This window comes from Pseudomonas sp. Marseille-Q5299 (assembly GCF_943737035.1).
Classification (GTDB): domain Bacteria; phylum Pseudomonadota; class Gammaproteobacteria; order Pseudomonadales; family Pseudomonadaceae; genus Aquipseudomonas; species Aquipseudomonas putida_E.
The window spans coordinates 268,552-281,070 of the sequence record NZ_CALSFR010000006.1 but is presented as its reverse complement, the minus strand read 5'-3'; the positions used below and the strand labels follow the sequence as shown (position 1 = coordinate 281,070).

Below are 12,519 nucleotides of genomic sequence, written 5' to 3'. Positions count from 1 at the left end.
AAGAGGCAACGTATGAAGAAGAGAATCGCCTTGCTGCTGGGCGCGGCCCTGCTGTTCGCAGGCTTTGCCCAAGCGGCGGAAAAACCCCTGGTGCGCATCGGCGCACGGGTGTTCACCGAGCAGACCGTACTCGCTGAAATCACCGCCCAATACCTGCGCGCCAATGGCTTCGATGTGCGCGTCACCTCCGGCCTTGGCAGCAGTCTCGCCCGCCAGGCCCAGGAGACCGGCCAGTTGGACTTGATGTGGGAGTACACCGGCGTGTCGCTGGTGTCGTACAACCACATCGAAGAGCGCATGCCCAGTGCCGAAGCCACCTACGCCAAGGTCAAGGCGCTGGATGCCAAGAAGGACCTGATCTGGCTCACCCCGACCAAGTTCAGCAACACCTACGCCCTGGGCCTGCCCAAACAGGTCGCCGAGGCCTACCCACAGATCAACACGATCAGTGACCTCAACCAAGTGCTGCGCGACGAGCGCCAGCGCAACCACCTGGTAGCCCTGGACACCGAGTTCGCCAACCGCCCTGACGGCCTGGTAGGCCTGAAGGAGATGTACGACCTGCAAGTCGGCCGAGCCAACATCAGGCAGATGGACGCCGGCCTGGTCTACACCGCCATGCACAACAACCAGGTGTTCGCCGGCCTGGTGTACACCACTGACGGCCGCCTGAGTGCGTTCAACCTCAAGCTGCTGGAAGACGACAAGCACTACTTCCCCGACTACACCGCGGCCCCAGTGGTGCGCAAGGCCGTGCTCGATGCCAACCCGCAACTGGCCGCTCTGCTCAAGCCACTGGCCGAGCAGCTCGATGACGAGACCATGCGCCAGCTCAATGCCAAGGTCGACGTCGATCACCAGAGCCCGACTGCCGTGGCCGCAGCATTCCTGCGAGAGCACCCACTCAAGGAGGTGCAGCCATGAGCCTGCTCGATACCTTCGCCCACCTCGACTGGGCCCTGGTGCTGCAACTGACCTGGCAGCACATCATGCTGGTCGGCATTGCCGTTGGCCTGGCAATCCTGGTCGGCGTGCCGCTGGGCATCCTGATGACCCGCTTCCCGGTGGTGGCCGGGCCACTGCAGGCCAGCGCCACAGTGCTGCTGACCATCCCGTCGATTGCCCTGTTCGGCCTGCTGCTGCCGTTCTACTCCAAGTTCGGCCAGGGCCTGGGGCCATTGCCTGCGATCACTGCGGTGTTTCTTTATTCACTGCTGCCCATCCTGCGCAACACCTACCTTGCCCTGACCAACGTCGAGCCTGGCATCCGTGAAGCCGCGCGCGGTATCGGCATGACCTTCGGCCAGCGCCTGCGCATGGTCGAGCTGCCCATTGCCGTCCCCGTCATCCTCGCCGGCGTGCGCACTGCCGTGGTGATGAACATCGGCGTGATGACCATCGCCGCGACCATCGGTGCCGGTGGCCTGGGCGTACTCATCCTCACCTCAATCAGCCGCAGCGACATGTCGATGCTGCTGGTCGGCGCCGTATTGGTCAGCCTGCTGGCAATCATCGCCGACCTGCTCCTGCAAACCCTGCAACGTGCCCTGACTCCAGAAGGACTGCGCTCATGATCGAACTCAAGAACCTCAGCAAAACCTTCAACGTCAACGGCAAGGACGTCAAAGCCGTCGAGTCGGTCAGCCTGACCGTCAACGAAGGCGAAATCTGCGTGTTCCTCGGCCCCTCGGGCTGTGGCAAGAGCACCACGCTGAAGATGATCAACCGCCTGATCACGCCAACCTCCGGCCAAGTGTTCATCAATGGCGAAGACACCAGCGGCCTGGACGAAGTGACCTTGCGCCGCCACATCGGCTATGTGATCCAGCAGATCGGCCTGTTCCCCAACATGACCATCGAGGAGAACATCACCGTGGTCCCGCGCCTGCTCGGCTGGGACAAGCAGAAGTGCCACGACCGCGCCCGTGAGCTGATGCACATGATCAAGCTCGAGCCCAAGCAGTACCTGCAACGCTACCCGCGTGAACTGTCCGGTGGCCAGCAACAGCGCATCGGGGTGATCCGTGCGCTGGCTGCAGACGCGCCGGTGCTGTTGATGGACGAGCCGTTCGGCGCAGTCGACCCGATCAACCGCGAGATGATCCAGAACGAGTTTTTCGAAATGCAGCGGGCGCTGAACAAGACCGTGATCATGGTCAGCCACGACATTGACGAAGCGATCAAGCTGGCCGACAAGATTGCCATTTTCCGCGCCGGCAAGTTGCTGCAGCTGGACCACCCGGACACCTTGCTGGCGCACCCGGTGGATGACTTCGTAAGCAACTTCGTGGGCCAGGACAGCACCTTGAAACGCCTGTTGCTGGTGCGCGCCGAAGATGCGGCGGACAACGCCCCGTCGGTAAGCCCAGAAACGCCCGTGAGCGATGCGCTGGAGCTGCTGGACGAGCACGACCGCCGCTATGTGGTGGTCACCGATGCGCAGAACAAGGCGCTGGGGTATGTACGCCGGCGCGACATGCACCGCCAGCAAGGCACGTGCGCGGACTTCCTGCGCCAGTTCAATGCAACGGCTTCCCACGATGAGCATCTGCGCATCCTGCTGTCGCGGATGTACGAGTTCAACCGCGCCTGGTTGCCGGTGCTCGATGCCGAGCAGGTGTTCCTGGGCGAGGTGACGCAGGAGTCGATCGCGGCTTACCTGAGCTCGGGAAGATCGCGCGGGGCCAAGACCAGCATCGTCTCACCGGCTGAGGCGGTGGTTTCCTGATCAAAGGGAGCGCTTAGCGCTCCCATCGCCGGCAAGCCGGCTCCCACAGGGTTCAGCAGCGCTGCTGTCAATGTGGAAGCCGGCTTGCCGGCGATTGAGGCACTGCTGCTATCAGAACCCCACGCTGGCCTGCACATAGAAGGTCCGCGGCTCGCCCACATAAATGCCGGCATTGTTGTCGCTGGAGCGGGTGAAGTACTGCTTGTCGAAGAGGTTCTTCACCCCCGCCGCCAGCTTCAAATTGGCCATCTTCGGTCCGAACTCATAGCCACCACGCGCATGCCAGGTCACATAACCCGGAATGTCGCCATACTGCCCATCAGCGCTCGGCTCGGTGGTGTAGTCGCCATTGAAGCTCCCGTCGGCATTGATCCCCGTACCCGGCGCGCGCTGCCTGGATTGGGCGTAGGCGTCCAGGTTCCAGGTCCAGTGGTTGACCGCGTAGCGCAGGCCGGCGGTAGCCACCTGGCGTGAGTAGAACGGTAGGTCGCGCCCCTTGAAGCCAGGAATCTCCCCTTCATAAGTCGCGCGGGTGTAGGTGTAGCCACCATTCACCGACAGCCCTTCCAGGCGCGGGTCCAACCCGGCCAGGTCGTAGCGTACAGACGCCTCGATACCCTGGTGCTTGGTGGCGCCCAGGTTGGTCCAGCCTACATCATTGCTGATGTATTGCAGCTCGTCGTCGAAGTCGATGTAGAAGGCCGTCAGCTCCCCGGCGAAAGCGCCGTTGTCATAGCGCGTACCCACCTCGTAGGTCTTGGCCTTTTCCGGCTCCAGGCCGTTAGCCGTGCTGTTGCCGGTACCGCCTTGGCCCAGCTGGAAGTACTGCAGGCTGCCGAACGACGTTTCGTAGTTGGCAAACACCTTCCAGGCATCGGAGATGTGATACATGACGCTCAGCGCAGGCAGCGGTTCATTGCTGGTGATGCTGCGTTTCTTCTCGGCCACCGGGCGGTTGTTGGCGCCCAGCACCGGGCGGTCGCGCCAGTCAGTGTTGATGTGCTCGAAGCGCACACCCGGGGTGATGGTCCAGTTGCCGACGTCGATCTTGTCATCGATGTAGTAGGCGCTGGCCTCGGTGCCGCCGCTGCGGTCCTGGAATACATGGCCGTCGGACGTCGGGGTAGGCGTCGGAACGTTGTCGATCAGCGCCAGGCGGGTCGACTGTTCGCGCATGGCTTCTTTGAGGTAGCGGTAACCGACACTGACTTCCTGGGTGGTGGGGCCGGCGAAGAAGATCCGCGAAACGCGCGGCTCGATGGCGAAGGTGTGGTAATTGCGCGGGTAGGACGACAGGGTCTTCATGTCACGCGAGGCAATGGTGCTGCCGCGGAAGCTGTCTGTGTAGTACGTCAGCACTTCGAACTGGGTGGCCTCGTCGAGTTGGCGCTGCCATTTGAACGACACGTCCTTGCGACGCCCGGCGAAGTAATCGTAATCACGCAGTGACTGGTACGGATTGCTGTCGTACTGGGCCTGGGTCAGGCCACCGGGCATGTCGGCACGGCCATCGTAGTAATGGAAGTTGAGCCAGAACTCGTCAACGTCGGTCGGTGCCCAGTGGGTCTTGAGGATGACGTCGTCGATGTCATTGCCGTTGTTGCTCTGCCGGTAGCCGTTGCCGTTCACCCCGGTGTACAGCAGCGCCACACCCATGCCGTTGTCGGCAGTGCCGCCGACGAAGGCCGACTCGGTGTGCTTCCAACCGCCGTGCTGCGAGGTCTCCAGGGTGGTGGAAAGCTCCGCCGAAGCCTGCTGCGGGATCGCCCGGGTGACGAAGTTGATCACCCCACCGACGTTCTGCGGGCCATAGCGCACCGAACCGGCACCGCGCACCACATCGATGCTGTCGAGGTTGCCCGAGGAGATCGGCGCCATGGACAGCTGCGGCTGCCCATAAGGGGCGAAAGCGGCCGGGATGCCATCGATCAGCACGGTAGAGCGAGGCGACAGGCGCGACGTCAGGCCGCGTACACCTACGTTGAGCGACAGGTCGCTGCCACCTGTGCCGTTGGAGTCCTGCACTTGCACGCCCGGGATGCCACGCAGTGCGTCGCGCACGTTCATCGTGCCCTTTTCCACCATGGCCTCACGGCGCACCACGGTGCGCGCACCGGGGTGGTTCTGCACAACGGCCTGATCGGCATCACCCAGCCAGTCACCCACCACGTTGATATCGGTGGGCGCCAGTTCCAGGCTACCGCTGCCCAGGTCGAGGGTGGTCGGCAGCGGCTTTACCACCACGGTATCCTGGGACATTTCGAAGGTCAGCCCGCTGCCCTGCAACAACTGTTGCAGGGCCTGCACCGGCGCCAGCTTGCCGGACACCGCCGGGGCCTGCTTGCCGGCCACAAGCTCAGGGCTGTAGAACAGCTGCAGGTGGGTTTGCTGGCCCAATTGGCTGAGCGCCGAAGCCAAAGGTTGAGCCTGGATCTGGATGGCGGTGTCGGCCTGTTCGGCATGGCTGTTGACGGCCACGGCACTGACCGCCAGGGCCAGCGCCATAACGCGCAAGCGTGGCAAAGGTTTGTTGTTGTTCACGTCGTCAAGACATCCTGAAGTTCGGGATAAATGCCAACTGCATGCAAATGGAAATGCTTGGCAGTTGCAGCTGGCGAGGAAGACGAACGAGCCGAAAAAAACCTGAATCTATTTCGCAATTATTTCGCGAGAGCCGTCTTCACGGGTTTTGATCGCCACCGGCAGGATGCTCGGCAAGGCGCGCAGCAGTGCATCGGTATCATCGATGCTGAAGGTGCTGGACAGGCGCATCTGCGCCACCTTGCCGGGGGCAACGCGCAATGGCTCGGTGCGATAGCGCGAGGCTTCGGCCACCACTTCAGCCAAGGTGGCGTTGTCGAAGACCAGTTTGCCCTGGCGCCACGCCGTCAGCGCCGCGGCGTCGACCGCATAGGGCGAAGCAAGCTTGCCTTGTGCATCTATATGTATGCCCAGGCCCGCCGTCAGTTGCGCCAGCGAAGCATCCTTGCCCTGCACGCGTACCGAGCCCTGCTCCACTGCAACACGGGTGGCGCCAGGGTCCAACCGCACATCGAAGCGGGTACCGGTGACGGTCACACGGCCCTGTGCGGTATCGACCACGAACGGCCGGTTGCTGTCGTGGGCGACAATGAACATCGCTTCGCCGGCATCAAGCCGAATTTGCCGTCGCCCCGGGCTGTAGTCGACCTGCAATTGCGTAGCGCCGTTGAGTTCCAGCTGTGATCCGTCCGGGAGTAATACCTGACGGCGCTCGGCAAAGGCGGTCTGCAATTGCGCCTGGTGATTCAGGCGCTGGTACTGCCAGCCACTGAAGCCCAGCCCCAGGGCAACTACCGCCACGCCGGCTGCCAGTGCCTGGCGCAGGAAACGCCGCCGAGGCAACTGCTGCACTGGCTCAGGTTGGCACAGCGCTTCGAGGCGCTGGCGCGGTATGAAGTCGGCGGCCCGCCACAGGCTGACGAGATGCTCATACTCCTCGCTGTGGTGCGGATCAGCCTCCAGCCAGGCATGCAGCTGTGCCAGCAGCACGGCATCGCCCGGTGCATCCTGCACGCGTGCGAACCACTCGGCCGCCTGCTGGCGGACGGTCTCGGTACCGTGCTGTTTCATGGACAAGGTCTCCTGACTCATCTTGCCGACACATCCAGGTGCTCACGCAAATGTCGGAGCGTGCGGATCATATACTTTTCGACCATGTTCTTGGTCACACCCATGCGCTCGGCGATCTCGGCCTGGGTCAGCCCCTCGAGCTTCTGCCAGATGAACACCCGTCGGCAATTGAGCGGCAGCTCGGCCAGCGCCCGCTCGACGCTGGCGGCCAGTTCCAGGGCATGGACATACGCCTCGGGGTCGCCCGTGCCGCCGGCCCCTTCATCGAAGGCTTCCAGCTCGAGCGCCTGGCGCCGGTCTTCGCGGCGAAAACCGTCCACCGCAATGTTGCGGGCGGTCTGGTGAAGGTAGGCGCGTGGCTGCTCGACCTGCTCGCGCGGGTTTTCCAGAACCCGTATGAAGGCGTCATGGGTGAGGTCCTCGGCCTGCTGACGACTGCGCAGCTTGCGCGTCCAGGTGCCGATCAGCTCTTGGTAATGGTCGAGGAAGCCTTTGTGTCCGGACACGGTCGGGGTCGTCAGCAAGGAGCCAGATAATGGCGCGAATAGTAATATTTCTCATAAAGCACAGCAAATCCGCCAGTCGGTAACAAAAAATTTATGCGTGATTTCAGGCACTGCACTGCCCATGAACGTGGCCATAAATATGAACACCTTCGCCTTTCTCGCGGGTAAGGGCGCCGCTATAGAAACCGCACTATCCCTGTGGGGGCGGGCTTGCCCGTGACGGGCCCGAAACGGTCTATTCCACAATTTTTTACGCCTGCCAACGCGCGGGGAACATCTGCCGGTCACACGAGTCGGTTATTCAAGTGACAACGCGCCGTTCCTGGGCCGGCACGCCCGGATTACCTGTTGATCTTGCATTCTTCACGCCCTAAAGTGCGCGCCGAACGTCCATGCTGGAAACGATCCATCCGGCTCAAGTACTGAGTAGGCGAACCAAAGTGGGGATACGGAGGACGTTCAGTTTGCAGCCACTTATCTTTTCAGTTTGCCCATGGAGTCCCTGAGCATGTCGATCCAGGTCGAAGATTATTTCGCGCGTGACACCTTCCAGAAAATGAAGGCGTTCGCCGACAAGCAGGAAACCCCGTTCGTACTCATCGATACCCAGATGATCAGCCAGGCCTACGACGACCTGCGCGCCGGTTTCGAGTTCGCCAAGGTCTACTACGCGGTCAAGGCCAACCCGGCGGTCGAGATCATCGACCTGCTCAAAGAGAAAGGTTCGAGCTTCGACATCGCCTCGATCTACGAACTGGACAAGGTGATGGACCGTGGCGTCAGCGCCGACCGTATCAGCTACGGCAACACCATCAAGAAGTCCAAGGACATCCGTTACTTCTTTGAAAAAGGTGTGCGCCTGTACGCCACCGACTCGGAAGCCGACCTGCGCAACATCGCCAAGGCCGCGCCGGGCTCCAAGGTCTACGTACGCATCCTCACCGAAGGCTCCACCACCGCCGACTGGCCACTGTCGCGCAAGTTCGGCTGCCAGACCGACATGGCCATGGACCTGCTGATCCTGGCCCGCGATCTGGGCCTGGTGCCATACGGCATTTCTTTCCACGTGGGTTCGCAACAGCGCGACATCAGCGTGTGGGACGCCGCCATCGCCAAGGTCAAGGTGATCTTCGAGCGCCTGAAGGAAGAAGACGGCATCGAGCTGAAGCTGATCAACATGGGTGGCGGCTTCCCGGCCAACTACATCACCCGCACCAACAGCCTGGAAACCTACGCTGAAGAGATCATCCGCTTCCTCAAGGAAGACTTCGGTGACGACCTGCCGGAAATCATCCTCGAGCCAGGCCGTTCGCTGATCGCCAACGCCGGTATCTTGGTCAGCGAAGTAGTGCTGGTTGCGCGCAAGTCGCGCACCGCCGTCGAGCGCTGGGTGTACACCGACGTGGGCAAATTCTCCGGCCTGATCGAAACCATGGACGAGTCCATCAAGTTCCCGATCTGGACCGAAAAGAAAGGCGAGATGGAAGAAGTGGTCATCGCCGGCCCGACCTGCGACAGCGCCGACATCATGTACGAGCACTACAAGTACGGCCTGCCGCTGAACCTGGCGATCGGTGACCGCCTCTACTGGCTGTCGACCGGTGCCTACACCACCAGCTACAGCGCGGTGGAATTCAACGGTTTCCCGCCGCTGAAGGCCTACTACCTGTAATGCAGAACGGGGCCGAAAGGCCCCGTTTTCATTCAGGTTGACCCCATCACGCTTCGCGCTGTTCTATCTCTGCGGCATACCGCGCCGCAAAGGCCATCAACCCTGGCCCCGCCCCCTGCAAGGTCGCCAAAGCACTGCGCAGAAAATTCATGTTCCCCTCAACCCGCGCGTGCTCCAGCCACTGCCCTGCCTCGGCCATCTGCCCACGCTCTACCAGCACCAGCGCCAGGCTGAACATGCCGCGAAAGTCCCCCGCTTCGGCGGCACGCCTGTACCAGCGCACTGCCCGCGCCGGGCTGGGCGCCGTAGCGATACCCTGCTCCAGGTAACGCCCATACAGGTTCATCGACTTGGCATGCCCCAGCCGCGCAGCCTTCTCGTAGCACATCAATGCCTGCGCCTGATTGGCCGGTACCCCCCGCCCGGTAGCCAGCAGGTTGCCCAGGTTATACAGGCCCCAATCCAACCCGGCATCGGCTGCGCGGGCATAGTGAACCGCAGCCTGCGCCACATTCACCTCGCCGCCCCAACCATGCTCCAGGCAACGCCCGAGCATGTTGTGCGCCATGGCGCTGCCACCCTGGGCAGCAATGCCGAACCAGCGCCGGGCCACTTCGGCATCCGCTTCGATGCCGCGGCCGTCGAGCAGGATCTGCCCGAGCAGCAACTGAGCTTCGATCACGCCCTGCCCTGCCGCCGCGAGAATCGCCTGGGCGGCCTTGCCCGGACTGTCTTCGAGCATGGCCTTGAGGCCAGCGACATCCAGCACTTCTTCACGGCGCAACTGATAGGACACGGCTCAGACCTCTGCCCAGCGGCGCAGCAGGTTATGGTAGGTGCCGGTCAATTGCAGCAACGAGGGGTGCTCGGGCACATCGGCGGTGAGTTGCTGGATGGCATTGTCCATCTCGAACAGCAACGCCCGCTGGCTGTCCTCCCGTACCAGGCTCTGGGTCCAGAAGAACGCCGCATAACGCACGCCGCGCGTCACCGGGTTGACCTTGTGCAGGCTGGTGCCCGGGTACAGCACAAGATCCCCGGCAGCCAGCTTGACCTGCTGCTCGCCATAAGTGTCCTGGATCACCAGTTCGCCGCCGTCATAGCTGTCCGGGTCGCTCAGGAAAAGCGTCGAGGACAGGTCGGTGCGCACCCGCTCCGGGCTGCCTTTTGGCTGGCGCAAGGCATTGTCGATGTGAAAGCCGAAGTTGCCACCTTCGCGGTAGCAGTTGATCAGTGGCGGGAAGACCTTGTGCGGCAGGGCCGCCGACATGAACCGTGGGGTTTTCCACAGGCGGTCGATCAGCGCGCTGCCGATTTCCTTCGCCAGCGCGTGGCCTTCTGGCAGCTGCAAGTTGTGCTTGGCCTTGGCCGACTGATAGCCGGCCGTGACCTTGCCATCGGCCCAATCGGCCTGCTCCAGGGCCTCGCGAATGCGGGCAAGCTCATTGGCGTCGAACAGGCCGGGGATATGAAGCAGCATGGCGGCGGCACCGTTAAGGAGTGTAAAGGTGGCAATGATATTGATTCCCTTTTACGCCGTACAAGCCCTTTCTTCACCCGAGACGTTTCAGCTTGATTAAACCGTAAAGAGAATTTGTAAAGATTGTAAGTTCGCAGTGAATGGTAACGAATCTCAATTGTGACCTGCAATCACTTGCATTATGATCCGCGGCCTTCACACCTTGGGGAAGGTCCATAACAATGCGTCAATACGTGCCATCTGCAGTGAGTTCTCCACGCCTGATCGTGTCCGCCATCGGCGTCGCCCTGAGCGCTTCGTCCGCCTACGCCGCCGATCCGGCTACCAACAGCGCCATCACCCTCGATGCCACCAGCGTCAATGGCAAGGCTGAACAGGCCAGCACCGATTACAAGGTCGAAAAGGCCTCCTCGCAGAAGTACACCGCGCCGTTGGTGGACACCCCACGCTCGGTTACCGTAATCCCCCAGCAAGTCATCAAGGACACCAATGCCCTGAGCCTGCAGGATGCCCTGCGCACTGTGCCAGGCATCACCTTTGGTGCAGGCGAAGGCGGCAACCCGCAAGGCGACCGCCCGTTCATTCGTGGTTTTGACGCCCAGGGTGACACCTACCTGGATGGTGTACGCGATACCGGTGCGCAGACCCGTGAAATCTTCGCCATCGAATCGGTGGAAGTGGCCAAAGGCCCCAACTCGGCCATCGGTGGCCGCGGCGCGGCAGGCGGCACCATCAACCTGGTGAGCAAGCGTGCACACCTGGGCAACTCGCTGGACGGTGCCTGGACCTGGGGCAGCGACCAGACCCAGCGCTACACCTTTGACGGCAACTACCAGTTCAGCGACACCGCTGCCGGCCGTCTCAACCTGATGACCCATGAGAGCAACGTTGCCGGCCGGGACAAGGTCAACTATGACCGCTGGGGTATCGCCCCATCCCTGGCCTTCGGCCTGGGCACGCCAACCCGCGTCAACCTTGACTACTACCACCTGGAAAGCGACGACCTGCCGGATTCGGGCATCCCGTACAGCATCCCTACCGGTGGCAGCAGCGCCCGCACCTCGGCGCACCCAAGCAAGCCGATCGACGGCGGTGACAGCGACAATTTCTACGGCCTGACCGGTCGCGACTTCCGCAAGACCCGTGTGGACATCGCTACTATCGCCGTGGAACACGACCTGAGCGACTCGTTGACCATCAAGAACACCCTGCGTCATGGCAACAGCATGCAGGATTACATCCTGACCCAGCCAGACGACAGTTTGGGCAACGTCAACAACAACGGCGTATGGCGTCGTGCCAATACCCGTGTGGGCAACACTGCCACCACCACCAACCAGACCGACCTGTTCGGTGAGTTCTTCGTGGGCGGTTTCAAGAACAGCTTCTCCACCGGGGTCGAGTTCAGCAAGGAAGACTCGGACCGCCAAAGCTACACGGTGTCGCCAAACAGCAAGCTCACCTGCACCGGCCCGGGCAATGGTGGCAGCTGTACTTCGCTGAGCGACCCGAACCCCGACGATGCCTGGGATGGCACGATCTCGCGCAACTACGCCGGCACCAAGACCAGCAGCAAGACCCGCGCAATCTACGCCTTCGACACTCTGGAGCTGACGCCTGAGTGGCTGCTGAACATGGGCCTGCGTTATGACCACTTCGATACCAAGTTCCGCACTTACGATGCCTCGGGCGCGACCGTGGTGAACAAGAACGGCGTCCCGACCAAAGGCCGCGACACCAGCGAGTTCTTCACCGGCCAATTGGGCCTGGTCTGGAAACCGGCCGAGAACGGTAGCATCTACGTGTCCTATGCCACTTCCGCCACCCCGCCCGGGGCGATGCTCGGCGAAGGTACCGAAGGCAACCCGCTGTCGGGCACCACCGACCGTGGTGGCAACATCCTGGCCAGCGACATGGAGCCGGAAGAAACCACCAACTACGAAATCGGCACCAAGTGGGACCTGCTCGACGAGCGCCTGTCGCTGGCCGCTGCGCTGTTCCGTACCGAGAAGGAAAACGCCCGTGTACAGGTGAACACCACCACCTACGAAAACGTCGGCGAAACCCGCGTGCAGGGCATCGAGCTCTCGGCCAGCGGCAAGCTCACCGACAAGTGGCAAGTGTTCGCCGGCTACACCTACCTGCAGGCCCGCCAGATCGACGGCGGCCCGCTGGGCAAGGCCAACGATGGCAACCAATTGCCAAACACGCCTAACAACAGCGCCAGCCTGTGGACCACATACTCGATCACCCCGAAGCTGACGGTCGGCGGCGGCGCCTTCTATGTGGATGACGTCTACGGCAACGTAGCCAACACCACCATGGTCGACAGCTATGTACGTTATGACGCCATGGCCGCCTACAAGCTGACCAAGAACGTCGACCTGCAACTTAACGTGCAGAACCTGGCCAACGAGGTGTATTACGACAAAGCGTTCTCCACCCACTTCGCCAACCAGGCGGCGGGCAGGACTGCATTGCTGACCACCAGCGTCCACTTCTAAAGCAGCAACCCGGAGCC

The 12,519-nt window shown here is 62.1% G+C and carries 10 protein-coding genes; 5 read left to right on the top strand and 5 right to left on the bottom strand.

Annotated elements, in window-relative coordinates; genetic code table 11:
- Positions 1-12: 12 nt before the first annotated feature.
- From NGJ21_RS18575 to NGJ21_RS18565, 3 genes are read left to right on the top strand one after another with little or no spacing between them, the layout of a single operon-like run.
- Entirely contained in the window at positions 13-924 is a 912-nt protein-coding gene (locus NGJ21_RS18575; protein WP_046784469.1) for a glycine betaine ABC transporter substrate-binding protein, read from the top strand.
- On the top strand, positions 921-1,574 hold the full coding sequence (locus NGJ21_RS18570; RefSeq protein WP_012316120.1) for an ABC transporter permease: 654 nt from the start codon (positions 921-923) through the stop codon (positions 1,572-1,574). The genes NGJ21_RS18575 and NGJ21_RS18570 overlap by 4 nt, the downstream gene beginning before the upstream one ends.
- On the top strand, positions 1,571-2,728 hold the full coding sequence (locus NGJ21_RS18565) for an osmoprotectant ABC transporter ATP-binding protein OsmV (protein WP_115273927.1): 1,158 nt from the start codon (positions 1,571-1,573) through the stop codon (positions 2,726-2,728). The genes NGJ21_RS18570 and NGJ21_RS18565 overlap by 4 nt, the downstream gene beginning before the upstream one ends.
- 111 nt (positions 2,729-2,839) lie before the next feature.
- On the opposite strand, the gene NGJ21_RS18560 is transcribed toward NGJ21_RS18565, so the two are convergent.
- From NGJ21_RS18560 to NGJ21_RS18550, 3 genes are all read right to left on the bottom strand, one after another.
- Entirely contained in the window at positions 2,840-5,269 is a 2,430-nt protein-coding gene (locus NGJ21_RS18560) for a TonB-dependent siderophore receptor (protein WP_251962482.1), read from the bottom strand.
- Positions 5,270-5,377: 108 nt separating this feature from the next.
- On the bottom strand, positions 5,378-6,340 hold the full coding sequence (locus tag NGJ21_RS18555) for a FecR family protein (RefSeq protein ID WP_115273925.1): 963 nt from the start codon (positions 6,338-6,340) through the stop codon (positions 5,378-5,380).
- Positions 6,341-6,357: 17 nt separating this feature from the next.
- Entirely contained in the window at positions 6,358-6,846 is a 489-nt protein-coding gene (locus tag NGJ21_RS18550; RefSeq protein WP_115275494.1) for a sigma-70 family RNA polymerase sigma factor, read from the bottom strand.
- 508 nt (positions 6,847-7,354) lie between these two features.
- On the opposite strand from NGJ21_RS18550, the gene NGJ21_RS18545 reads away from it, so the two are divergent.
- Positions 7,355-8,518 (top strand): type III PLP-dependent enzyme, encoded by a 1,164-nt coding sequence (locus NGJ21_RS18545; RefSeq protein ID WP_046784472.1) that lies wholly within the window; start codon positions 7,355-7,357, stop codon positions 8,516-8,518.
- Between the two features lie 46 nt (positions 8,519-8,564).
- Here NGJ21_RS18545 and NGJ21_RS18540 read toward each other — a convergent pair whose 3' ends face one another.
- Together NGJ21_RS18540 and NGJ21_RS18535 are read right to left on the bottom strand one after the other, a co-directional pair.
- Entirely contained in the window at positions 8,565-9,314 is a 750-nt protein-coding gene (locus tag NGJ21_RS18540; RefSeq protein ID WP_115273924.1) for a tetratricopeptide repeat protein, read from the bottom strand.
- 3 nt (positions 9,315-9,317) lie between these two features.
- Positions 9,318-9,998, bottom strand: coding sequence for a Fe2+-dependent dioxygenase (locus tag NGJ21_RS18535; protein WP_039602751.1), 681 nt, complete (start codon positions 9,996-9,998; stop codon positions 9,318-9,320).
- Positions 9,999-10,219: 221 nt separating this feature from the next.
- On the opposite strand from NGJ21_RS18535, the gene NGJ21_RS18530 reads away from it, so the two are divergent.
- Positions 10,220-12,502 carry a TonB-dependent receptor gene (locus NGJ21_RS18530; protein WP_251962481.1) on the top strand — a complete coding sequence of 761 codons (2,283 nt, stop codon included), beginning with the start codon at positions 10,220-10,222 and terminating at the stop codon, positions 12,500-12,502.
- Positions 12,503-12,519 lie beyond the last annotated feature (17 nt).